This window comes from Hymenobacter coccineus (assembly GCF_001816125.1).
Taxonomy (GTDB): domain Bacteria; phylum Bacteroidota; class Bacteroidia; order Cytophagales; family Hymenobacteraceae; genus Hymenobacter; species Hymenobacter coccineus.
Genome location: NZ_MDZA01000055.1, coordinates 40,429 through 63,076 on the forward strand (window position 1 = coordinate 40,429; position 22,648 = coordinate 63,076).

Annotated in this window: 17 protein-coding genes and 1 pseudogene; 4 read left to right on the forward strand and 14 right to left on the reverse strand. The window is 64.0% G+C overall.

What is annotated here, in order from left to right:
• Window position 1: 1 nt before the first annotated feature.
• Together BEN49_RS04570 and BEN49_RS04575 are read right to left on the reverse strand one after the other, a co-directional pair.
• On the reverse strand, window positions 2-1,894 hold the full coding sequence (locus tag BEN49_RS04570) for a TnsB C-terminal domain-containing protein (protein ID WP_070741382.1): 1,893 nt from the start codon (window positions 1,892-1,894) through the stop codon (window positions 2-4).
• Complete coding sequence (locus tag BEN49_RS04575) at window positions 1,881-2,561, reverse strand: heteromeric transposase endonuclease subunit TnsA (RefSeq protein ID WP_070741385.1); 681 nt, start codon at window positions 2,559-2,561, stop codon at window positions 1,881-1,883. The genes BEN49_RS04570 and BEN49_RS04575 overlap by 14 nt, the downstream gene beginning before the upstream one ends.
• A gap of 127 nt (window positions 2,562-2,688) precedes the next feature.
• Here BEN49_RS04575 and BEN49_RS04580 point away from each other — a divergent pair.
• Both BEN49_RS04580 and BEN49_RS04585 read left to right on the forward strand, forming a co-directional pair.
• Window positions 2,689-3,372: pseudogene (locus BEN49_RS04580) on the forward strand (YifB family Mg chelatase-like AAA ATPase); the annotation flags it as partial.
• 6 nt (window positions 3,373-3,378) lie between these two features.
• Window positions 3,379-4,410, forward strand: coding sequence for a quinone-dependent dihydroorotate dehydrogenase (locus BEN49_RS04585; protein WP_070741388.1), 1,032 nt, complete (start codon window positions 3,379-3,381; stop codon window positions 4,408-4,410).
• Here the strand turns inward: BEN49_RS04585 and BEN49_RS04590 are convergent.
• Entirely contained in the window at window positions 4,355-5,041 is a 687-nt protein-coding gene (locus BEN49_RS04590) for a DUF2306 domain-containing protein (RefSeq protein WP_070741391.1), read from the reverse strand. The genes BEN49_RS04585 and BEN49_RS04590 overlap by 56 nt on opposite strands.
• Before the next feature lie 447 nt (window positions 5,042-5,488).
• Here BEN49_RS04590 and BEN49_RS04595 point away from each other — a divergent pair, with 447 nt between their 5' ends.
• The gene (locus tag BEN49_RS04595) at window positions 5,489-6,160 is read left to right on the forward strand and encodes a porin family protein (RefSeq protein WP_158022749.1); all 672 of its coding nucleotides are present in this window, start codon (window positions 5,489-5,491) and stop codon (window positions 6,158-6,160) included.
• Between the two features lie 247 nt (window positions 6,161-6,407).
• Window positions 6,408-7,013 (forward strand): porin family protein, encoded by a 606-nt coding sequence (locus BEN49_RS04600; protein WP_083325772.1) that lies wholly within the window; start codon window positions 6,408-6,410, stop codon window positions 7,011-7,013.
• A gap of 88 nt (window positions 7,014-7,101) precedes the next feature.
• Here the strand turns inward: BEN49_RS04600 and BEN49_RS04605 are convergent, their stop codons facing one another.
• From BEN49_RS04605 to BEN49_RS04650, 11 genes are all read right to left on the reverse strand, one after another.
• Window positions 7,102-8,478, reverse strand: coding sequence for a dipeptidase (locus BEN49_RS04605; RefSeq protein ID WP_070741400.1), 1,377 nt, complete (start codon window positions 8,476-8,478; stop codon window positions 7,102-7,104).
• 220 nt (window positions 8,479-8,698) lie between these two features.
• The gene (locus BEN49_RS04610; RefSeq protein WP_070741403.1) at window positions 8,699-9,268 is read right to left on the reverse strand and encodes a GNAT family N-acetyltransferase; all 570 of its coding nucleotides are present in this window, start codon (window positions 9,266-9,268) and stop codon (window positions 8,699-8,701) included.
• Between the two features lie 101 nt (window positions 9,269-9,369).
• Window positions 9,370-14,805 (reverse strand): glycerol-3-phosphate 1-O-acyltransferase PlsY, encoded by a 5,436-nt coding sequence (plsY, locus tag BEN49_RS30400; protein ID WP_317040390.1) that lies wholly within the window; start codon window positions 14,803-14,805, stop codon window positions 9,370-9,372.
• A complete protein-coding gene (locus tag BEN49_RS25330; protein ID WP_125916525.1) occupies window positions 14,805-15,821 on the reverse strand; it encodes a hypothetical protein in 1,017 nt (338 codons plus the stop codon). Before BEN49_RS25330 ends, plsY begins: the two co-directional genes overlap by 1 nt.
• A gap of 228 nt (window positions 15,822-16,049) precedes the next feature.
• Window positions 16,050-16,880: a 50S ribosomal protein L11 methyltransferase gene (gene prmA / locus BEN49_RS04620; RefSeq protein WP_070741409.1), complete on the reverse strand. Its 831-nt coding sequence runs from the start codon at window positions 16,878-16,880 to the stop codon at window positions 16,050-16,052.
• A gap of 129 nt (window positions 16,881-17,009) precedes the next feature.
• Complete coding sequence (locus BEN49_RS04625) at window positions 17,010-18,413, reverse strand: hypothetical protein (RefSeq protein WP_070741411.1); 1,404 nt, start codon at window positions 18,411-18,413, stop codon at window positions 17,010-17,012.
• Window positions 18,392-19,153 carry an ABC transporter ATP-binding protein gene (locus BEN49_RS04630; protein WP_070741414.1) on the reverse strand — a complete coding sequence of 254 codons (762 nt, stop codon included), beginning with the start codon at window positions 19,151-19,153 and terminating at the stop codon, window positions 18,392-18,394. Before BEN49_RS04630 ends, BEN49_RS04625 begins: the two co-directional genes overlap by 22 nt.
• A 115-nt stretch (window positions 19,154-19,268) precedes the next feature.
• Entirely contained in the window at window positions 19,269-19,676 is a 408-nt protein-coding gene (locus BEN49_RS04635) for a 7(1) septoil knot domain-containing protein (RefSeq protein ID WP_125916527.1), read from the reverse strand.
• 185 nt (window positions 19,677-19,861) lie between these two features.
• Window positions 19,862-20,623: a triose-phosphate isomerase gene (gene tpiA / locus BEN49_RS04640; RefSeq protein WP_070741417.1), complete on the reverse strand. Its 762-nt coding sequence runs from the start codon at window positions 20,621-20,623 to the stop codon at window positions 19,862-19,864.
• A 44-nt stretch (window positions 20,624-20,667) separates the two neighbouring features.
• Entirely contained in the window at window positions 20,668-21,573 is a 906-nt protein-coding gene (locus tag BEN49_RS04645) for a TspO-related membrane protein (RefSeq protein ID WP_070741420.1), read from the reverse strand.
• A 364-nt stretch (window positions 21,574-21,937) separates the two neighbouring features.
• On the reverse strand, window positions 21,938-22,648 hold a 711-nt coding region (locus BEN49_RS04650; protein ID WP_070741423.1), incomplete at its 5' end, for a sterol desaturase family protein.

The following is a 22,648-nucleotide window of genomic DNA, read 5'->3' on the forward strand; positions in this document are numbered from 1 at the left end:
GTCAAAAGGCAAGAGGGTGGGCCGCGCCCGGGGCGGGGGCAATGGGAAGGACCGGAGCATCGGTGCCGGGCACCGGCGGCGCAAGCCCCGGGCCGGACGTACCGCTCGAAAAAAAAGCGGCGGCGGCGCCTTCCGGCACGCCTTGCAGCATCCGGTTGGCTGTTTTGGTGACGCGCTTGGTTCGCTCCACGGCGGCCAGTTCCACCGCACGCATCGCATCGTAGGCGGCAAAAATGGTTCCTTCGTCGATGCGCTCCAGCCCTTTTAACCGGGCCTGCTCCACCGCTTGCCGGAACTCCCACACCGAAATAGCCGGATGGGACGTGTCGCGGTACGGAATGCGGTGGTACACCTTGGTGCCGGGCTCCAGGAAGTACAAGCAGCTGATGTCGCGGGGGTCGCGCTTGAAGGTAAACTTTTGCTTGAGCCGCCGCTTGCCGGAACCCGCCTCCAGGCTGTTGATGTACGGCTCGAGCACGTCGGCGTAGTAAAACACGTGGTCGATGAGTACGCCGTATTCCTGCACCGTGCGCTCCTCGCCCGGCATGAAGTCCAGCCAGACTTGCAGTTCGTCGTATAGGCGCTCGGGCAGCCCCCGGCCGGGTTGGCGGGGGCTGCCGAAGATGCCCTCCCGGTAGCGCTCGTACGGACTGGTTTTGAGCCCCTGGTGGACCCGTTTGTGGTAAACGTCCACGATGAACGTGGTCAGCCATTGTTCGAATTCGCGCAGCGTCAGCGCCGCCTTTTGTTCGGACGGGTAGTCCTTGCGGTCCCGCACGTTGGAAAAGGTGGTTCCGGGCAACGTGTGGACCTCTTGCATGAAGGTGCCCATCAGCCGCTCCACGTGCCCGCCCCAATGGGGCTTGCCCACCGGCCGCCACTCGATGCGGGTTTCGTACTTATCGCAGGCCCGTTGCAGCATGGTGCCCCGGAACTCCTTGGCGTTGTCGGCGTGCACCACACTGGGCACCCCCCAGCAGGGCCAGTCGCCCTGCACGTTCATGCGGCTCAACCACAGCTCCTTGGGCAGGATGGCATGGGCCATGCACAGGCCCGTGCCGACGGCCCCGGGCGGGTCGAAAGAAAGGTAAAACCCCACGACCATGCGCGAGAACACGTCAATGGCCATCGTTAACCAAGGGCGTCCCAGCGGCTCCCGGTACGCCTCGTCCACCAGGATGAGGTCCACGAGGGTGTGGTCGATTTGCACGACGGCAAGCGGAAAGTTGGCCCCGGGAAAGGCCCCCCGCAAGGGCTCGAACCGCTCCTTGGCAATTTTCTTGCTCCACCGCAGGCGCGTTTTCTCTTCTTCGGAGAGTTGCCGGATGCGGCGGCGCACGGTGTTGTCGCCCGGGGCCGGCAACCCGGCCTGCCGGCACTGCTGCCGGATTTCGAGGATGACTTTGGTGACGGGCAGCTTCTGCGGGGTCAGGTAATGCGTTTCGATGGCCTGCTGGATGACCGCGTCCAAGGCCGCGTCCAACCGGGCCTGGCCTTTTCCGCCGGTACGGGGCAGTTCCACCAAGGACCGCACCGAGCCGGTTTGGTCGTAGGCCCGCAGCCAGCGGTAAAGCGTGGACGGCACCAATTGGTGGGTACGGGCAACTTCCGTCAATAGCTGAAGGTCGCCGCGAGCGGCCAGGACGGGCTGCAAGATGGCCAGCTTGCGCTGGGCCTTGGCCCAGGCTGCTTCGGGGATGCTGAGCAAGTCGTCGTGGACCGGCACTTCCGGTGCGTCTGCCGGGGGCTGCAAGCCGCTGATGGGAATGCGCACGAGGGCGCCCGTGGCTTCGTACTCGCCCAGCACATAGTGCAGGTCCAGTACCCGCTGAATGCGCACGGGGTGGTCCTGGTAGCGGTACTGCTTACCGGGCAGAAAATCAATTTTGACCATGGTCGGGGAGGGAGAGGTGGCCATCAATGCTCCACACGGGGCTTCGCATGGTCAAGGGCTGAAACAAGTTACAGCCGATCTGCCCGCTGCTGACCAAGTGCCAAAGCACGGGCAATAATTCGGCCCGGCGGTCGGCGTCCTGGAAAGCGACGAGCAAGATTTCGGCGGGCGTGGACTCGTCGAGCTGGGCCATTGCTTCAAGCAGCAACTGCGCGTATTCCCGGCGCAGGGCCGAGGCGGGGGCCCGAAAACAGAGCAGAAATTTGACGTTGTCCAGGTAGGGGGTCTGAATTTCAGCCTCCGTGTAAAGGCGAAACTCCCACCCCTGGGCGGACGCGTAGCGCTTGGCCGCCCGAAACTTCGGTTTTAATTGGGCCCAGTGCGCCCGCAGGTCGGCCCGGTACTTGATTTCGGCCAGCACGCCCGGCTTTTCCCCAACGTAATGGATCAAAAAGTCCGGGGTGTAGCGGTGGGACCGCCCGTTCAGCACGTAGTCAATGGCAACTGGCTGCTCCACGTAACTCGTGATGTCCCGCTCAAATTCGAGCAGGCAGCAGAAATCGCGTTCCAAAGCGGATTCCAACTGAACGACCCGACCGTTTTTAACCGAAGGGTGAACCGCGCGAAGAGCGCTGTGGCTCTTCCCAATTTTTCGGGTGGGTTGCATAAAATTTCCTGTTGACTACCGCCAAACAACTAATCTTTCTCGCGCACTCTGGTCAGGATTCGCATTACCTTTGGGTAAACACGAACGCCGCGGTGCTAAAAATTATCATTTGGTGTGGCAATTTACAGGCGGCAGCAACCCGCAGCCGGGCGAAATCTCGCTGGCCCACAACGGCGTGCTGTTCCTCGACGAGTTGCCCGAGTTCAAGCGCTCGGTACTGGAGGTGATGCGCCAGCCGCTGGAAGAGCGCCGCGTGACCATCGCCCGGGCCAAGGTCAGCATTGAGTTTCCGGCCAACTTTATGCTCATTGCCAGCATGAACCCCTGCCCGTGCGGGTATTACAACCACCCCGAAAAGGAATGCGTGTGCGGCCCCGGCGTGGTGCAGAAGTACCTCAATAAGGTCTCGGGGCCCCTGCTCGACCGCATCGACCTGCACGTGGAAGTGACGCCCGTGACCTTTGACCAAATGACGGAAACCCGCAAGGCCGAAACCAGCGCCGAAATTCAGCCCCGCGTGGACCGGGCCCGGCAGGTGCAGGAAGCCCGCTTCAAGGAGTTTCCCGACGTGCACTCCAACGCCATGATGCCGCCCCAAATGGTGAAGGACATCTGCGAAATCAGCCCCGCCGGCCGCATGCTGCTGAAAACGGCCATGGAGCGCCTCGGCCTGAGCGCCCGCGCTTACGACCGCATCCTGAAGGTGGCCCGCACCATCGCCGACCTCGCCGGCACCGAAGAAATCCAAATCCAGCACCTAGCCGAAGCCATCCAATACCGCAGCCTCGACCGCGAAGGTTGGGCCGGATAAGAGCCTATGTATAAGTCCGTCATTAAGCCGCTGCTGTTCAAACTCGACGCCGAGCGCGCCCACCACTTCGTGTTTGATAACCTGCGCCGGGCGGCCCGCGTGCCGGGCGTGGGGGCCCTCATGCGGGGCCTGTACGACTACCAGCACCCGAGCCTGGAGCGTACGGTGTTTGGCCTGAAATTTCCGAACCCGGTGGGCCTGGCGGCGGGCTTCGACAAAAACGCGGCCCTTACCGACGAGCTGGCCACGCTGGGCTTTGGCTTCGTGGAAATTGGTACGGTGACGCCCCGGCCGCAGCCCGGCAACCCGCAGCCGCGCCTGTTCCGGCTGCCGCAGGATGGGGCCCTTGTCAACCGCATGGGCTTCAACAACGACGGGGCCCCGGTGGTGGCGGCGCGGCTGGCGCGGCGGCGCAACCGCCAGCTCATCATCGGCGGCAACATTGGCAAGAACAAGGACACGCCCAACGCCGAAGCCGCCGCCGACTACCTGGCCGCCTACGACGACCTGGCCGACGTGGTGGACTACTTCGTGGTGAACGTGAGCTCGCCGAACACGCCCGGCCTGCGCGAATTGCAGGAAAAAAAGCCGCTGATTGACCTGCTCCAGCAGGTGCAGGCCCGCAACCTGGCCCGCCCCGTGCCGCGCCCGCTGCTCCTCAAAATTGCCCCCGACCTGACCGACGCCCAGCTCGACGACATCATTGAAATCGCGGAGGAAACTCACCTGAGCGGCCTGGTGGCTACCAACACCACCATTGGCCGCGGCGGCCTGAGCACCGATGCCGGCCACGTGGCGGGCCTGGGCGCGGGGGGCCTCAGCGGCCGGCCGCTGCGCGAGCGGGCCACGGAGGTGATCCGCTACCTGCACCGGCGCAGCGCGGGCGGCCTGCCCATCATCGGGGCGGGCGGCATCCACTCGGCGGCCGATGCGCAGGAAAAGTTAGCGGCCGGCGCCTCGCTGGTGCAACTCTACACCGGCTTTATTTATGAGGGGCCGGGGCTGGTGAAGCGGATAAACCGGAGCCTGGTGCAATAGTCGCCCGCCCGGCCCGCACCCGGCGCTGCCACCACCAAATGATGGGCAGCCCCAGCGCCGTGGGCCACAAGAAGTTGTACGGGAACGGGATAAAGCGTAGGCTGGTGACCGAAAACGCCGACACCGCCGCAATGTACCCGGCCATGAACCCCGAAATGTGGTTCAGCAGCCACTGGTTTTTGGCCCAGTGGCCGGCCTTGGCGTAGCCACGCAGCTGCCGCGCCGCCGTGAGGGCCCCCAGGCCCCCAAACACGCCCACGGGGATGTTGCCCGCCGCGAAGGCATAGGCCACCGTGCCCGCGAATACCACTAGGCCCACGCCCGCCACGGCCCAGTCGAAGGGCGCCACGCAGGCATTCCAGGCCAGTTGCTTCAGGAAAATGGAGCGGTAGCCAAACCCCGCCATGTAGAGGCTGAACACCGCCGTAAGCAGCAAAAACAGGCTGTGGATGTGCTGGGCCCCGGCAATGGCCGTGGTGCCGGCCACCGCCATCGCCCAGAAAAACACGCGCCCCCAGCGCCGGTGGGCCGCCCCGCCCTTACGCATGGCCAGGGCTACCGGGGCCACAAAGAACCCCACGACGCCGGCCGCGATGTGCAGGTAGCGGTTGTACTCGAAGAAGGTTTCCACGGCGCGGCGTGGCTACTGGTGCAGCCACGGCCGGAAGATGGCGCAGGCGTTGCCATCGGATCAGCTTTTTTTCACCGAAACGCTTCAGAACCATCCCCAACCCGCGCGCTGGGGCCCCGAAGCGCCCGGGGCTCAATGCGCTTTCTTGGCCCGGGCCCGGGGCCCGCGCCGGGCTGCTGTGCGCGCGCCCGGGCAAAAAAATGCTGCACCCAAAATTCAGTTGTAAGCTGGGAGCCGCACTGCTCTAATGCTTTCAGCATCACAACCCCCCTAATAAAAAGCGGGGAAATTAATTGTGTGAATTAATTCTGAATTATTAAAGTATAAGTTTTTTTTATCAACGAACCGCAACCCTGCTAATCGCAGGTTCGATATAAAGCACGTTTTAGGTAGCAAGCTGCTACGATGACAATTATTAATTATTTCTTTTTTTACATTCTTTCAATCATGAAGAAAGTAATTCTCCCCCTCGCCCTCCTTGCCGGCATCGTTGGCACCGCAAACGCCCAAACCGGTATCAAATACGGTGTGAAGGGTGGCTATAACTTGGCTACTTTCTCCGGCACCGACTCGAAGGGCAGCGAGTACAAGTCGGGCTTCTCGGCCGGCCTCTACAGCAACTTCGGTATTTCCGATAATATCTCGATTCAGCCGGAAGTGCTGTTCTCGCAAAAAGGTGCCTCGATTGACAACTTCCAAGGCCTGCCCACCACCCGCTTCAAATCTACCCTGAGCTACATCGACGTGCCCGTGCTGTTGCGCGTGAACGCTGGCGAGGACGGCAAAGGCTTGTTCTTTGAACTGGGGCCCCAGGCCAGCTTTTTGGTGCGCAACCGCGACTTTACGCAGACCGGCAACACGAGCACCCAGAGCACGGACAACACCAATAACACCGACATGAACAAGACGGTGTTGGCCTACGTGGGCGGCATTGGCTACCAAATCACCAGCGGCCTGAGCTTAGGCCTGCGCTACACCGGCGACTTCACGCAGGTGTACAAGCAGGGAGCCTCCACCAACTACACGGCCCAGGCTTACGCCGGCGGCAATGGCAACAACCCGAGCGTACACAACTCAGTGTTCCAGTTCCAGGTGGGCTACGCCTTCGGTGGCAAATAAGCTAGTACGAGTAAGTAAAATAAAAGCCCGGCCTCTTGTAGAGGCCGGGCTTTTATTTTAACTGGCAGTATTATTTAATTATTTATCTCTCAGATGTTATAAATATTTTTTATCAAAATGATAAAATATTCATTCAAATTATACGTTGCAAAAAAAATCTTATTTGAGAATAAGAAATCTTTATACTGCTCTGTAGAAAGATAACGCAGTAATTTTACACCTTGCTGTTTTCCTCAAATTAATTTTCATGAGAAAATCAATTATTACTATTGCTTTGCTAATGAGCGTTGCTGGTGCCGCGCAGGCTCAATACCGTGGCCGCGGTGGCAACGTATCGCTGGGCCTTAAGGCCGGCGCGTCGCTCACCAGTTTTGTGGGGCCCGATGCGAAAAATTTCTTCAACAGCCGCTTTGGCTTCAATGCTGGCATCTTCGCCAACATCGGCCTCACGCGGCTGATTGCCTTTCAGCCCGAAGTGCTGTACTCGCAAAAGGGCGCCAAAACCAACACAGTGGACGTGAAGTACCGCCTGCACTACGTGGATGTGCCGCTGGCCTTCCACGTCAACACCGACGGGTTCTTTTTCGAGGCAGGGCCCCAGGTGGGTTTCCTGGTGGCTGCTAAGTACCAAGCTGGCAGCACGTCAACCGACATTACGCCCGGCTACAAGAGCATTGATTTTGGTTATTTGGCGGGCCTGGGCTACCAGTTGAAGCACGGCTTGGGCGCGGGCCTGCGCTACAACGGGGCGTTCACCAACTTCTCCAAATCATCGGTAAACGGCAATATGACGACCCAGCCGCGGCAGCGCAACAGCGCTTTCCAGCTCTACGCAACGTATTCGTTCAACTAGCCATTAGGCTAGCCAGAGGTCCCAAAAAGGCCCGGCTTCCATGCGGAGGCCGGGCCTTTTTAAGTTTTGAGCTGGGGCCCTGGGGGGCCTACCGAGTTTCTGCCGCGGCGTAGTTGCGGTAGAAGTGGGGGATGGTTTCGATGCCCTTGAGGAAGTTGAACACGCCGAAGTGCTCGTTGGGCGAGTGGATGGCGTCGGAGTCGAGGCCAAAGCCGAGCAGCACGGAATCGATGCCCAACTCGGACTTGAACATGGCCACAATGGGGATGGAGCCGCCCCCGCGCGTGGGCACTGGGGCCTTGCCGAAGGTAGTTTCCATGGCGGCAGCGGCGGCGCGGTAGGCGGCCGAGTCGGTGGGCGTGACGACGGGCTCGCCGCCGTGGTGGGGCCGTACCTGCACCGTGACGCCGGCCGGGGCGATGCTGGCAAAGTGCTGCTGGAACAGGGCCGTAATCTCGTCGCTGGTTTGGTTGGGCACGAGGCGCATCGAGATTTTGGCAAAGGCTTTCGAGGCGATGACCGTTTTGGCGCCCTCGCCGGTGTAACCGCCCCAAATGCCGTTCACGTCGAGCGTGGGCCGGATGCTGGTGCGCTCGGGCGTGCTGTAGCCGGCCTCGCCGTAGGCCGCGGGCAGGCCGATGCTGGCCGCAAAATCGGCGGCGTCGAAGGGGGCCTTGGCCAGTTCGGCGCGGGCCGCGGGCGTCAGCTCCTCCACGTTGTCGTAAAAGCCGGGGATGGTGATGTGGCCGTTTTCGTCGTGCAGGCTGGCAATCATGGCGCACAGGGCGTTGATGGGGTTTTGCACGGCCCCGCCGTAGAGGCCCGAGTGCAGGTCGCGGTTGGGGCCCGTTACCTCCACCTCGTGGTAGCTGAGGCCCCGCAGGCCCACCTCGATGCTGGGCACGTCGTTGGCAATGATGCCGGTGTCGGACAGCAAAATGACGTCGGCTTGCAGCTTCTCCTTGTTGGCTTGCACGAAGAGGGCCAGGTTGTTGGACCCAATTTCCTCCTCGCCCTCAATCATGAACTTGACGTTGCACGGCACGCCGCCCTGGCCGTCGCGCATCATCATCTCGAAGGCCTTGACGTGCATGTAGGCCTGGCCCTTGTCGTCGCAGGCCCCGCGGGCGTATATCTTGCCGTCCTGAATAACCGGCTCGAACGGCGGCGAATGCCACAGCTCGTAGGGGTCGGCGGGCTGCACGTCGTAATGGCCGTACACGAGCACCGTGGGCCGGCTGGGGCCTGCGGTGAGGTAGTCGCCGTACACAATGGGGTTGCCGGCGGTTTCGCACAGGGCCACGTTTTGCACGCCGGCTTCTTCGAGGCGGGCCTTGAGGAAATCGGCGGCTCGCCGCACATCGCCGTGGAATTTGGGGTCGGCCGACACGCTGGGGATGCGCAGCCAGTCGAGCAGCTCGTCCAGAAAGCGCTGCTGGTTATCGGCGAGGTAAGAGATGGCCATAGAATGGGGGGTAATGGTGGAAAATTAGCAATAATTGATAGGTACGCGCACCAAGGTGCATTCGCTGGAATAGCCCTATTCTTGAATCGTAGTAAATTAACGGGTCCTGCGAAGCATCTTTTCGGCGCTGACAACCGAGATTAATTAAGGAAAAAAGCCGCGCCGCGCGCTGCAGGACGTTCTTTTTTGCACAATTTTTATGCGCCGGTAACGCCCGTACCTAAAGGACACTGGCCTGGGGCAGGCGTTGCGCGTACTCGCTCCGGGTGAGGCGGTACTGGGCCAGGGTGTGGTACTCGCCATCGCGCTTCACGTGTTCCACCAGCTCGCCCTCTTTCACCATGCCGTTTTTTAGCATTACGGCTCCCGAGCCTGGGTTTTGAACGGTGTGGTTGGCCATTATTTTATTGAGCAGCAACTCGTCGAAGCCGTAGCGCAGCACGGCGGCCAGGGCCTCGGTCATCAGGCCTTGGTTCCAGTAGGGCACGCCCAGCCAGTAGCCTACCTCGGCGCGGTCGAAGCGCGCCTCGATTTTGAGGCCGATGCCCCCGATGAACTCGTCGGTGGCCCGCAGCTCGATGGCAAACGTGACGCCCGCGCCCAACTCGTGTGCTTCGCGGCATATTTTCAACCAGTTCTGGGCGTAGTCGGGGCGGTACGGGTGCGGCATGTTGAGCGTATTGCGGGCCACGGCATCGTCACTGGCCAGGGCCACGATGCGCGGCACGTCGGCATCGGCCAGTTCGCGCAACACCAGGCGCGGAGTTTCGAGGCGGGGAAAGGGAGGCATGGGGACGGGGAAAAGAAGCAGCGGAAAGCGGCGGGCAGCAGCGCAGCGAAAGCCGGCCGGGTAGCGGCGGCGTTTCGGCTCTTGCCCGCCGGCGGGAAAAGCTACCGGGCCCACGGCATGGGCACCCGGCTCTCGGTGCCGGCGCGCAGCCGCCTGATGTTGGCGCGGTGGGTGTACACGAGCAGGGCGGCGATGGCGAAGCCCACCCACAGCAGCAGCGGCTGCGCGGGCCGGAACGCGGGCAGCAGCTGGAGCAGCGCAAAGGCCAGGCCGGCCGTCATGCTGGCCAGCGACACGTAGCGGAACAGCGCCAGCATGGCCACAAACACCAGCACGCATACGCCCACCGTGGCCGGAGCCAGCGCCAGCATCATGCCCAAAATGGTGGCCACGCCCTTGCCGCCCCGGAACTGGGCCCACACCGGGTAGATGTGCCCCAGCACTGCCAGGGCCCCGGCGCCCAGCTGCGCGTACAGCAGGGGCCCCGAGCCGGCCGGGGCCACCGCCAGCCACGCGGGTAGGGCCGTGGCTACGTAGCCCTTCAGCACGTCGATGGCCATTACGGCCGAGCCGGCTTTTTTGCCCAGCACCCGGAAGGTATTGGTGGCCCCGGCGTTGCCGGAGCCGTGCTGGCGGATGTCGGCCAGGCCGAAAAAGCGGCGGCCCACCCACAGGGCCGTGAGAATGGAGCCGAGCAGGTACGCCGCCAGCAGGGCCAGCAGCAGCAAGGGAATGTTCATAGCCGGGCAAAGGTACGCCGGGGCCCCGGCCGCCCCCGGGGCCCCAAAAAGGCCCCGCTGCACTGCAACGGGGCCTTCGCTGGTGGGCTTACGAATCGCCGAAGGGATCTTCGGTCGCGCCTTTCTTCTTCTTCTTTTTCTTGGGAGCGTCGTCCACCGGGGCCTCGGCGGGGCCCCATCGGCCTCGGCGGCGGCCGCCTGCTCCTTCTCCCGGTCCTTCTTCTTTTTCTTCGACTCCTTGGCCGTTTCCTCAACGGGCGCGTCGGCGTCGGCCGGGCTGGCGGCTACGGCTGCTTTTTTCGCGGGCTCGGGGGCAGGCACCTGGCCCGTAGAGGCAGCGGCCGGGGCTGCAACGGCAGGCGCTGGCGCAGTCGCTGGCTTCTGGACTACCGGGGCCCCAGCGGCTGGCGCGGCGGCGGTGCCCACCGCTTCGGCATCGCCGAAGGCGTCATCGCCCTTGGCCTTTTTCTTCTTCCGCGGAGCTTCTTCCACGGGCGCAGTGGCCGTTTCGGTGGCGCCTTCCTGGTCCTTCTTTTTCTTCTTTTTGGACGTGTCCTCGGCCGGCGTGGTGCTGGCGTCGGTGATTTCGCCGCTGCCGAAGGGGTCGTTGTCCTTGGCGTTTTTCTTCTTCTTGCCGGTGGGCTCCGGGGCAGGGGCCCCATCGGTCGCCACGGGGGCCTCATCAGCACCAAAGGCGTCGTCGCCCTTCTTCTTTTTCTTCTTCTTGCCAGCGTCCACCATCGGCTCCTCGGCCTTGGGTGGGGCGGCGGCGCGGGCAGCCAGCTTGCCGCTCTGGCCCAGGTAGTCTTTCTGGAAGCGGCTGCGGAAGCCGTCTACGTCGCCGAAGTCACCCAGAAACACGCCGTAGCTCAGGGCCGTGTTGTAGTCGCCCTTCTGGGCCTTCGTGATTTCGTTGTCGTAGTTGTCGCTCTGGCTCTTGGTCAGCAGCAGGTTGTTGGCGTACTTGAAGTAGTACCAATCCTGGGGGCCGGCTTCGAGGTAAATCTCCACCTCGTCGGTCGAGTTGCTGCGCTTGATTTCGACGTAGCCGTCCACCAGCGCGTTCAGGCTTTGCTTGCCCACGCCGGCTACGCCGATTTTACCCACCGAGTACCAGGCCTTTTTCTTGTCGTTCCAGCGCAGGTTCACGCGGCTCAGCAGCAGGGTGTGGGCTAGCTTGGGGCTGAGCTTGGCCAGCGCCACGGCCTGGCCCTTGTTGCTCAGGTAGCTTTCCACGCCCTTGCTGCCCACAAATTCGCCCAGCTTGTACAGCTCGTTGGGCGAGCCGTCCAGCGCCTCGGGCGAGCCCTTGGTCACGGCCACCATCTCGGTTCCGAGGACTTCCAGGGCTTTGGCAGGCATCACGATGTCGAGCCCCAGCAGGGCATCCACGCGGTAGGCGGCGCTGTCGGGGTTGGCCACGCCCACGCCGCTGCCCACCATGCGGTACTCCTTCGTGGACTTGATGAACGTGAGGGGCCCCCGGAAGCCCAGCTGGCCCGTCGAATCTTGGTAGGTCATCACGGCCCCGTCGTAGCGGTTGGCGTCGGTCAGGTCGTTGCGCGAGATGGTGAACAGGCCCTTCTTGGCGTCGTAGTGCAGCTTGCCATCCACCGTGAACAGGGGCACGTCCGTGTCGTTCGGGATGGCCGAGGCGTAGAGCGGGTACACGCTGTTCGACTGGTCGGACAGGAACAGGCCGGTTAGTAAGGGTGAGCCGTCCGCGGTTTTGGCGTCGCGCAGCGTTAGCGATACATTTTTGGGGTCGATGCTGTCCTTCACCGGGAACCACTGGGCCCGGGCCAGGTCTTTGCCGAATTGCAGCTGCACCTGGCCATCGAAAATCAGGCCCCGCTTCTGCGAGTTCAGCTTCACGTCGCCGCGGTAGCCGATGCGCGGCGCCAGCAGAAACTTGGTGTTCGTTTGCACCGTGGCCACGGCCACCGTGGGCAGGCCCTGGGCGGGGTCCGCGGCACCGGCCGCCGCCGCTTTCTTCTTGAATAAACCCCCGCCCTTGCGCGCCGTGGCCACCGTGGCCGAGTCGCTGGCGAAGTTGGTGAACTTAAGGGCGAACGAGTCGCGCACCGTTTTGAAGCTATACAGCGCGTCGCCGGTGAAGGCATCGCGCGACACCACCTTGATGTTGCCGTTGTAGAGGCGGTGGAACTTGGCCAGCGAATCGAGCACCACGCCCGCGTTGTGCAGGGTTGTGATTTGGGCATTAGCTAGGATGCTTACCCGGCCCGAGTCGGGCACAATCCAGGCGTCGGCGGCGGCAATGTAGGGCACGCCGCCGGCCTGCAGGCGGTAGCGGGCCAGGTCGTACACGCCGGTCGCGGCCCGGAACTTCAGCCCGTGCTGGGCCTCGCCAGTGGCGTAGAAGTACGACTTGGTAGAATCGGCCCCCGGAGCCACCCGCAGCTGCACCTGCTTCTTCTTGAAGTCCCAGCGCCCGCCGCTGAGCGTGGTGCTGAACTGCGAATAGGGCAGATCGATGCTGGCCTTGCTGTTGGGCTCGCGCGAGAAATCGGCGTAGCCCTTCTTCAAATCGTACTGGAACGCCACCTCGTTGGCGGTGAGGGCGGGCTTGTTGGCCTCGGCCGATTTCACGCTCAGCGTGGCCTTGCGGCCGCTGTAGCCGTCGGTTTTAAACGTGAAGTCGGGCGACTTGATGAACGACTGGGGCCCATCGAGGCGGCCGTCGCCGCCGGTGCCCTTGGGCGTGAGCAGCGCCCGGCCCCGGAAGCTGTAGGCGTCGTTGGCGTAGAGCTTGATGGGGGCCCCGGTGCGGGGCGTGGTCAGGTACATCGAATCGGCCTTCACCACCCAGTTCATGAGGTAGCCGGGCGGCAGGGCCATGCGCGGCGAGTTGACGCCAGTTGCCGAGTTGCGGGCCGCGATTTCGCCGGTCTTGCCCTCCGTCACCACCGAGTCGCGGTAGAACGTGAACCGGTCCGAGGTGAACGTGCCGCTCTGGTACTTCACGGTGCCGTCGGCTTGCAGGCCACGGCTGTCGAGCTTCACCTTACTGAACACGCGCCCCTTGCCCTTGTAGAGCGGAAAGCCGTCCTTGGGCACGTCGTACACGAAGCCCAGCGAGCCGTCGGGCTGCGGGGTGAGCTTGGTTTTGATGTCGGGAATGATGCCACCGCTGCGGAACGTGCCGTCGAAGCCCGTGGCCGTCTGGCCCAGGTTGTTGAGCGAGTCGAGGCGGAACGGCGGGATGTCGAACACCATCGTCGAGTCGTAGGCCCCGCCCAGCACGTCCTGCTTGCCGAAAAACACGCTGGACCCGGTCTTGGAGTCAAAGGCCGGGAAATTGGGTTTTTTCTTGCGGCCCGACTTGTTGCGCGGGTCGTTTAGAAACAGCCGGCCGCTCGATACCTTGCCCCGGTTGGTGAGGGCGAAGTCGAAGTGCTTGCCGTTGTTGCTCTTGCCGGCCACCTTCTTGGGCTGGCTGCGAATAACCATCGAGTCAATCTTGGCCATATCGACGTAAAACCCGTCGTAATCGAAGGCGAACTCCTTGCCCTTGAAGCGCATGGCCGCCGCCACCACCGTGCCGCTGAACTTGATGTTGCGGTTCTTCTGCACCCGCACCAGGCTACTGTCGGGCCGTACGTACACGGCCAGCGAGTCGTCGGTGAAGTTGAAGCGGTCCACCCCGCGGATGAGCAGCTCGTTGGTGGCCAGGTTGAGGGTGGCATTGCGCCCGGCCCCCGACAACGACTTGATGGCCAGGTGGTCGTAGTCCTTCCGGTCGCGGGCCGAAGCCACGTAGTGCAGGCCCTTGGGTAGAATGGTAACGTTGCCGGTCTGGCCGTTCCACTGCACGTAGCCCTCGCGGGCCAAGCCGGCCATGGCGCTGCGCAGGTTGCCCTCAGCCGTGCTCAGGTCGGTGGCAATGTCGGCCACGTTCAGGGTGCGGGCGTTGCCGTGCGACTGGCTGTAGCCCACCAGCATTTGCAGCGGGTGCAGCCGGTTGATGCTCTTAATCTGCTGGTAGCGCGAATCGGTGTAGAACTCCTGGCTCTCGAAATCGGCCGTTTGCTGGTTCTTGGCCGTCAGCACCGCGAAGTCGATGGTGGGCTGGTGCAGGTCCCAGGTGAGCTGCTCGGAGCGAATTTCTAGCTTGTGATAGGAATCGTTGAAGGGCGTATTCTTGTACAGGCCGTCTTCCCGCGAGAGGCGCAGCAGTTGCTTGTCGCGCAGGTAGCGCACCGCCACGCCGGGGTGCGTGAGCGAATCCTGGCCCTGGTAGATCGTGATGGCGGCGCGGCCGGCCGTAATCATCGAGTCGCTGAGGATGTAGGCCCGCGAGGCGGCCCGGAACTTGCGCTGGCCGCCCTCGCTCACCACGAGCGTGGCCAGCGAGCCGTCGAGCGCGGCGCTCAGCAAGCGGCTGCCAGCCAGCGAGATACCGCCGCGGTAGGCGATGCTGCCGCCCAGGTTTTTCAGGCGGGCGTCGTTGGTGAGGGAAATAAAGCGTGGGTAGCCGTTGTCGGCGGCGCCGGCTTTGCGGCGCACGCTGTGGTAGCTCAGGGCCCCCTGCACGGGCGCTTCGAGCAGAGCGGCGTAGGTCAAGGTTACAGGCTGGGCGGTGAACTCGGGCTTGCTCAGGTCGAAGTCGAAGCCGCCGAGCACGGCCGTCACGGGGTTGTTCTTTACCGTCCACCCAAACTGGGCGCCCGTGCCCACGAAGCGGCTGGTGCCGGGCACCACTGTGCCGCTCACTTGGTGCAGCGCCACTGAGTCGCCGGCCGTAGCCATCACTAAGTCAGCGTCTTTCACCACCATCACGGCGCCCCGGGTGGGCGGCGGCGAGTAGGTATCGTAGCTGGCGCTGGGCTCGAAGCCGGCCGAGCTAGGGGCAAAATCGGCGGCGTTGGCGGCCGGCGCGCTGGCGGTTTCGGTGGGCTTGGCCGGTTCGGCTTTGGCGGGGGCCCCAGCTTTGGGCGCCACCTTAGCAACGGCTTTTTTAGCCGGCGCTTTTTTCTTGGCGGGGCCCCCCAGCCGTCGTCAGCCTTGCCCCAGGCGTCGTCCTTGTCGCCCCAGCCGCTGCTGGCCGCCGGCGACGACCACAGGTCGGACGTATCCCAGCCGCTGCTGGACTTCTTCTTTTTAGCCACGGGCTTCGCCGCCGCCTTGGGGGCATTTTTGGCAGCCGGCTTAGCCGCGGGTTTAGCGGCCGGCAGCGGCTCGTCCTTCACCGGCGTGGGGGCCCCAAACTCCAGGGTGGAAACCGGGGCCGCGATGGGCGAGTAGGCAAACGACACGGTGCCGCCCGTTGCCCGCAGCGAGTTGAAGCCCGAGCGGTACAAGTACCCGCCATTTAGGAACCGGCTGCTGGAAGTGAGGAACTTATCGGTTTCCGTGAGGGGCTCCTTGTCTAGGGTTTGGGCCAGCACGTTGAGGTATTGGTCGAGCTGCGCGGGGCTGAGCTTGGCCGTGGTGGCCGCGCCAATCAAGGCCTTAAAAAACGTTTCGAACTGCGGCCGGGGCCGAAATTTCTTGGCCAGCATGGCCTGCGATACCGCCACGATGCGCGCCTGCTGGGGCCCCGTGAAGCTGCCGCCGCCCCACAGCTGCTGGAGCTGGGCCCCCACGGCCTTGGCCGGGGCGTTGTTGGTGCTGGCCAGCATGGCCTGCACATCCACAATAAATTGGGCGGGCTCGGACGAAAGCTTACCGCGGACGGTGCCCACGGGCGGCGTGGCCACGGCCTTGGCGGGCGGAGCCGTTTGGGCCGCCACCGGCCGCCCACTGCCCCACACACCGGCCGCCAACGCGGCCACAACAAGGAGATATCTCATAGCAATAGCAATCTTAAACCCGCCGCGCCCCAAGGATTGATAGCGCAGGTGCAGCGTCGGGGCTACAATTTCGGAAATTGCCGGGACATCTGCCCGCTGCCCCGGCCCGTCCAGCAGACGCAGCAACGTGCTGCGCCCGCTAAAACGTGCCCAGGGCCCTAATTATTATATTTCAATCCATTTACTATCAGTTATTTAAGCGAAATATCTTGATATGTTATAATTTTCTCAAGCTTTTACAAAAAGTGCCGATACCCAGCTCCTTAGGGTGCGGTGGCGCTGGTAAACGAGGCCGTTTCGAGTTGCTTCATTCTTTATTTTATCCAAGTCTTCCTCGTAGAAGCCGCTGAACAGGATGGGCTTGCCGGTGGGCAGCAGGGCGGCGTAGGCGTGCATGTCTTCGAGCAGCACGTTGCGGTTGATGTTGGCCAGGATGAGGTCGAACGGCGCTTCGCCGGCCAGCACCTCCACCCCGCCCAGGCGGCACTCGATGGTACGGCACTGGTTTTCGGCGGCGTTGTCGGCGGCGTTTTCCACGGTCCAGGGCTCCACGTCTACGGCCAGCACCTGGCGGGCCCCCAGCATTTCGGCCATGATGGCCAGGATGCCCGTACCGCAGCCCATGTCGAGCACCCGCAGCCCGCGATGGTCAATATCAAGCTGGTTTTCAATCATCAGGGCCGTGGTTTCGTGGTGGCCCGTGCCGAACGACATGCGCGGCATAATCACGATGTCGTAGTCGACGCCCGCCGGCTCGGGGTGGAACGGGGCCCGCACCGACACGCGCTCGGCGATGACGAGGGGCTGAAAATTTTTCTCCCACTCGGCGTTCCAGTTTTGGCGGGTGATGACGCGGTGCGAGTGGCTAAGCTCGCCCAGGCCCTCGTAGCGGCTCATGATTTCGGCCACGCCGTCGGGGTCGAACGCGCCCTCGGTGGTGTAGGCGCAGAAGCCGGCGTCGTTATCTTCGAAGGTATCGAAGCCCACTTCACCCAGCTCAGCCACCAGAATGTCGGCCAGCTCGCGGGGGGCCTCAACGGTCAGTTCAATAAAATCCATGCAGGGAAGAGAATTAAAAATGAAGAATTAAAAATTAAAAATGAAGGAGTTGATGGCCTAAATGAGCCATTTTTAATTCTTCATTTTTAATTTTTAATTCCTGTTACAGCAGCAAAGGTCGCCGAAAAATCAGGCCCCGATGCCGCGCCAAAGCCGGCGGCGCAGGGCCCCGTCGTTGCGCAGCACCGACTGCACCGGCCACCAGGCCGACGACGCGATGGCCAGCGCCAGCGCCATGCGGGCCCACCACCACGGCAGGAAGTACAGCGCGGCCGCCACCACCACGGTGAGCAGGCCCATCAGGGTGCTGTTGTTTTTGTTGGCGTTGGCGAAGTTGATGGCCTGGCTCACGGGCTTGGCCTGGTAGAGGGAGCCCCACAGCCCCAGGCCACTGAGGGCCAGCGCGTAGAGCGGTACCAGCCCCAGGTAAGGCCACGCCGCGCGCGGGAACAGGGCCAGTACCAGCAGCACGCTCAGCAGGCCATCGAGCACCACCACGGGCCCCACCAGCCGCAGGTACAGTTGCAGCACGCGCCGCGTCAGGCCCAGGCGCAGCAGCTCGTTGGCCGCCAGCCCCTGCATAAAGCCGAACAGGTTGTTGTTGATGTAGGTGAAACCGCTGATGCCCGCCAGGCCCAGGTAGAAGGTGTACTGCTTGTCGATGCCCCGCCCGTTGGCCAGCTGCCAGCGGGCCAGGCCCAGCATCAGGATTTTCAGCGCCAGGCCCAGCAGCAGCATGCGCCACGTGCGGCGCAGGTAGGCGCGAAACTCGGGCGGCAGGCGGCGCAGCAGGGCCCCGGCCGGAGCAGCGGTGGCGGCCGGGGCAGCGGACAGGAAACGGGCGCTGAAATAGGGCCCCAGCCAGGCCAGCTGCGCCGCCCCCAGCGCCCAGGGCAGCAGGGCCATGGCCAGGCCCAGCGCCTCCGCGTAGGGCGCGGCCGGGTGGGCCAGCCACCACAGCATCAGGCCCAGGCTGGCCAGGTGGGCCAGCAGCAGCGGGTGCCGCCAGCGCCCCAGCGCCAGCAGCAGCCGCAGGTTGAAGCTGAAGGCCGTGGCCCCCAGCACCAGCAGCAGGCTAAAGCCCGTGGTGCCGGCCTGCCGGGGGGCCACAACCAATGCCGCCAGCAGCAGCAATAAGATGAGCAGCCGGCGCAGGGCGATCAAATCGAGCAGGAAAGCCCCTACCACGTTCCAGCGGGCCGAAACGGGGAAATGCTCCGGCACCACGCGGGTAACGGGGCGCACGGCCGGCAGGAAATCGACCAGCAGCGCCGAGGCCAGCAGCGTGCCATTCACGCTCAGCAGTAGCTCGTTGAAGCCTTTAATTGAGCCCATCGCGTCGGTGTGGTTCAGTAGGAAGCCCAGGCCCGCGCCGTAGAGAGCCGTGAGGGCCAGCAGCAGCAGAATGCCGGCGCGCGCGGCACCGTCGGCGGGCCAGAGCGTGGCGCGCAGGCGGCGGCCCAGCAGGTAGGGCAGGAAGTGGCCGAGCCGGCCCGCCGGGGCCGGGGGCCCTAGCGTTGCGCGGTCAGCCATGTCAGGTCCTGGGCTTGGTTGGTGGCGGGGTGCAGCAGCCGCAGCAGGGCATCGCTGAGGGCGGCGCGCTCGCCCTGGGCAAACTCGGCCATCGTGCCCCAGAATTTCACCTCGCTCTCGTCAATTACCAGCAAGTGCGTGGCCAGCTGCTCGATGTGGGCTAGGTTGTGCGACGAGATGAAGGTGAGGGCCTGGGGTTGGTAGCTGCGCAGCAGGCCCAGCACGCGGTCGGCGGCAAACACGTCGAGGCCGTTGAAGGGCTCGTCGAGAATCAGCAGCTCGGGGCGGTGCAGCAGGCAGGCGGCAATGGCCACGCGCTGCTTCATACCGGTCGAGAATGTGCTCAGGCGCTTGCAGCGCACGGTGTCGTAGTCTTCCAGCAGGTGGCCCAGCAGGCTGGCAATGCGGGCCTGGGCATCGGGCAGCGCGTAGATGCGGGCCACGAATTGCAGGTACTCCTCGGCTGTGAGCTCCTCCACCAGGTAGCCCTGGTTGACGAGGGCCCCCATGCGGCGCTTCACAGCCACTGGGAAGGTTTCGCCCAGCACCGCGCCGTCCAGCACAATGTGGCCCTGGCTGGGCAGCAGCACGTTGGTGAGCAGGTTGAAGAGCGTGCTTTTGCCCGCGCCGTTGCGGCCCAGCACGCCCACGCACATGCCGGTGGCAGCGGTTAGGCTCAAGTCGCGCAGCACGGTTTTGGGCCCGAAATTCTTGGCGAGGTGGCGTAGTGCTAATTCCATCGGCGGCAAAATACGGCAGCCCCGGCGGCCCGGGGCCCCACCGCGGCCGGCCACAAAAAGAGCCACCTCCCAAAGGAAGCGGCTCGCTGACGGTTTGCACACTTAACCCTCTACCCTACTGCGTTTTGCAACCCGCAAAGGAGCGCGCGGGCGTGTAGTGAATCGTGAAGTCGGCCAGGCCGCGGGTGGGCGTCACGAACAGCACATAATCAGCAAATTCGCGGTTGGGGGCCGCGGCCCACAGCCCGGCCTTGTCGGCAAACAGCTTGTTATCTTCCTTGAACACCAGCAAATCGGCGAAAGCCTGGTCGGGCTCCACGTACACGATGCCGAAGCAGCCGCTGCGCCGCCGCGGGTCGGTTTCGAGGTAGATGGAGCCGTACACCTTGCACGGATCGACGGAACCAAACCGGGCCGCGGGGACCGGCGGGCTGGCGGCTGGCTTGGGGACCCCAGTGCCCGGCGTGGCCGTGGGTGGGGGCCCACAAGCCAGCAGCGCCGCGCAGAGAAAGGAGAAGAACACGGGCAAGCAGTTGGTTGAGGGGCGAAAAGGCTTTGGGCCCCCAGGCAAAAAGCGGGCCTTGGTTTACAGCGCCTGGCTTAGACAAGTGATTGTCATTCCGACGAAGGAGGAATCTGAGAACCATCAAAGACAGTTTTCAGATTCCTCCTTCGTCGGAATGACATTTTTTTGCCCTCTATGGCTCCTTAGAAAGACCGGACGATGGCCACGAAATCAGCCGCCTTCAGCGAAGCGCCGCCGATGAGGCCGCCGTCCACGTCGGGCTGGCTGAACAGCTCGCGGGCGTTCTGGGCATTGGCCGAGCCGCCGTAGAGGATGGACACGTCGGTGGCGGCGGCGGCGGTGTAGGCGCGGGCCACCTGCTCGCGGATGAAGGCGTGCACCTCCTGCGCCTGGGCGCTGGTGGCCGTTTTGCCGGTGCCAATGGCCCACACGGGCTCGTAGGCGATGACGACCTGGGCAAATTCCTCGTTGCTAAGGTGGAACAGGCCGTCCTTCAGCTGCTTGCTGATAAAGTCGAAGGTGTCGTCGGCCTCGCGGGTTTCGAGCGACTCGCCGACGCAGAAGATGGGTTTGAGGCCGGCGGCGAGGGCCGCTTTCAGCTTCTGGCCCAGCAGCGCATCGTCTTCGCGGAAGTGCTGGCGGCGCTCCGAATGGCCCAGAATCACGTACTCGCAGCCCACCGAGGCCAGCATCGGGGCGGCCACTTCACCGGTAAAGGCGCCGCTTTCCTTCTGGTGGCAGTTTTGGGCCCCCAGGTGCAGGGAGCCGCCCTTTGGCAGGTGCTCACCCACCCCCGACAGGAACGGGAACGGGGGGCACACCACCACCACCGGATCGGTGGGCGTGGCGGGGCCCAGCAGGTCCGCAATTTCTGAAATCAGCGCGAGGGCCCCGGAGTAAACGAGGTTCATTTTCCAGTTGCCGGCAACGAATTTTTGACGCATAGCACAAAGTGAGGGTGAGACCCCGCAAAGCTACGCGGCGCGCGCTACGCCAGCTTTTGGCTCGCCGCGGTGGCTTCAGCCTCGGCCCGGCGGCGGGCCAGGGCGGCATTTTCGGCATCAGCGGCGGCCGCGGCAATTTCCCAGGGCTGCCGGCGGCGGCCCACCCGCGACACCGCAAAGCCACCGAGGGCCGCCACGGCGGCCCCGGCCAGCGCGGCCCAGCCCAGCTCGGGCACCTCGCGCAGCCGCACCACCCAGATGGCCACCAGGGCCCAGGCAATCACCAGCGGAAACGCCACTTCCTGAAACACCCGGCTGATGAGCAGCGCCAGGGCCACTACTATTACCAGCATGCTCAGTGCCAGCACGATGGCGCCGCCCTGCACGGGCCGCCAGCCCAGCTGTTGCAGCCCAATGGTGACGTTAATAACCGAGGCCACCGAAATCCAGCCCAGGTACAGGGCCACCGGCAGGCTGGCCCAGGCCGGGGCCGCCTGGGCCAGCACCCGCCGCCGGGCCCGCCCGTAGGCGGCCACCAGCGTGCCCAGAATAACCAGCATCACGCCCACGCTGGGCAGAATGAGCTCGTAGGCAAACAGTACCACCCACGCGCCGGTAGCCACGTTGGCCAGGGCCAGGGGCTTGGCCAGCGCATCGGGCAGCGAAAGCAGGCACTGGCTGGGCAGCAGCTGCCACACTGCGTAAATGGTCAGGCCCAGGAAAATCAGGCCCCAAATGCTGAACGCGTAGCCCGCCGGCGTCAGCAGCGTCGGGTACTTAGCCGACACGGTGCCCATGGTTTGCCCATTCAGCGGGTGGGTATTGGAGTAGTAATTGAGGAAAATGTTGCCGAAAATGGCTACTGCTGCCAGCCAGCGCCACGCGCGGCCGGTGGCCGAAGGGTTGGGGGCTGCGTAATGGTCGGGCGGGTGGGAATGGGCGGGGGACATAACCAAGGGGGTGAGCGGAAAACAATTACGAGCAAAGCAGGGGCTGCGGTTTGGGTGATGCGCCGCCCGGCGCCACTCCTCCCCCGCCGGGCCGGGCCTGCCCGCCACCCGAAAAAACGACAGCTTGGGCTGGCATTGCACCAGCGAGGGAAACGCAAGATTAGCGGCCCTGCCGCTAAAAACAATTCGGCGGCAATCTAAGCCAATATAATAGTACGGTTGTGGTTATTACTAACACGTTTAATGCAAGCCATGTGCATTTTCGCGCATTTCCTGCCGCCCTCAACACCAGCACGATACCGCATTGGCGCAGAGAATAATTAGGGCCCCCAGCGGTACTGGCCCGGCGCAGCGGATTTCGGCGCTATTCCTGTAGCTCATCGAGCGGGCCGGCCGGCTCCGGCCACCTGGGCACGGTGCCGTCGGGGCGGGCCCAGGGCTCCAGCAGGGCCAGGGGCAGCGCCAGCAACTGGGCCACGGTCTGGCGGGCGGGGTCGGGGTAGGCGGGCACGCCAATGGTGAGGGACTGCTGCGGCACGTTGAGGCGTAGGGTGCGGTGCAGGCGGTCCCAGAGGGTGAGCACGACGCCGAAGTTGCTCTGCGACTCGCGGTGCACCACCGAGTGGTGGATGCCGTGGGCGCGCGGCGTCACCAGCAGCCGCACCAGTCGGCGCTCCAGGCCAAAGGGCAGCCGCCAGTTGCTGTGGTGAAACGCCGTGCCGGCCTCAAAAACGGCCTCGTAGGCCAGCACCGTAGCCGGCCGGATGCCCAGCAGCCCCGGCAGCCCCGCCCGGTACGGAATGCTGGCCAGCATCTCGCCGAAGTGGAAGCGCCAGGCCGTGGTAATGTCCATGTCGAGGTCGTTGTGGTGCACCCGGTGCAGCCGCCACAGCAGCGGCGCGTGCAGCAGCCGGTGCCAGCTATACCCCAGGTAATCAAGCACCAGCAGCTCCAGGCCGAGGCGCAGGGGCCCCGGCAGGCGGGCCAGTTGCCGGGCCAGGGCCGGCGGGGCGCCCAGCTGCGCCAAGCCCACCATGGCAGGCAGCAGCGTGAGGCGGGCGGCGGGCAGCGCGGG

Bases quoted from the DNA above. Each gene is read 5' to 3' on its own strand.
- BEN49_RS04570 (WP_070741382.1), bottom strand. From the start codon at position 1,894: ATGGTCAAAATTGATTTTCTGCCCGGTAAGCAGTACCGCTACCAGGAC.
- BEN49_RS04575 (WP_070741385.1), bottom strand. From the start codon at position 2,561: ATGCAACCCACCCGAAAAATTGGGAAGAGCCACAGCGCTCTTCGCGCG.
- BEN49_RS04585 (WP_070741388.1), top strand. From the start codon at position 3,379: ATGTATAAGTCCGTCATTAAGCCGCTGCTGTTCAAACTCGACGCCGAG.
- BEN49_RS04595 (WP_158022749.1), top strand. From the start codon at position 5,489: ATGAAGAAAGTAATTCTCCCCCTCGCCCTCCTTGCCGGCATCGTTGGC.
- BEN49_RS04600 (WP_083325772.1), top strand. From the start codon at position 6,408: ATGAGAAAATCAATTATTACTATTGCTTTGCTAATGAGCGTTGCTGGT.
- BEN49_RS04605 (WP_070741400.1), bottom strand. From the start codon at position 8,478: ATGGCCATCTCTTACCTCGCCGATAACCAGCAGCGCTTTCTGGACGAG.
- BEN49_RS04610 (WP_070741403.1), bottom strand. From the start codon at position 9,268: ATGCCTCCCTTTCCCCGCCTCGAAACTCCGCGCCTGGTGTTGCGCGAA.
- plsY (WP_317040390.1), bottom strand. From the start codon at position 14,805: ATGGTGGTGAAAGACGCTGACTTAGTGATGGCTACGGCCGGCGACTCA.
- BEN49_RS25330 (WP_125916525.1), bottom strand. From the start codon at position 15,821: ATGAGATATCTCCTTGTTGTGGCCGCGTTGGCGGCCGGTGTGTGGGGC.
- prmA (WP_070741409.1), bottom strand. From the start codon at position 16,880: ATGGATTTTATTGAACTGACCGTTGAGGCCCCCCGCGAGCTGGCCGAC.
- BEN49_RS04625 (WP_070741411.1), bottom strand. From the start codon at position 18,413: ATGGCTGACCGCGCAACGCTAGGGCCCCCGGCCCCGGCGGGCCGGCTC.
- BEN49_RS04630 (WP_070741414.1), bottom strand. From the start codon at position 19,153: ATGGAATTAGCACTACGCCACCTCGCCAAGAATTTCGGGCCCAAAACC.
- tpiA (WP_070741417.1), bottom strand. From the start codon at position 20,623: ATGCGTCAAAAATTCGTTGCCGGCAACTGGAAAATGAACCTCGTTTAC.
- BEN49_RS04645 (WP_070741420.1), bottom strand. From the start codon at position 21,573: ATGTCCCCCGCCCATTCCCACCCGCCCGACCATTACGCAGCCCCCAAC.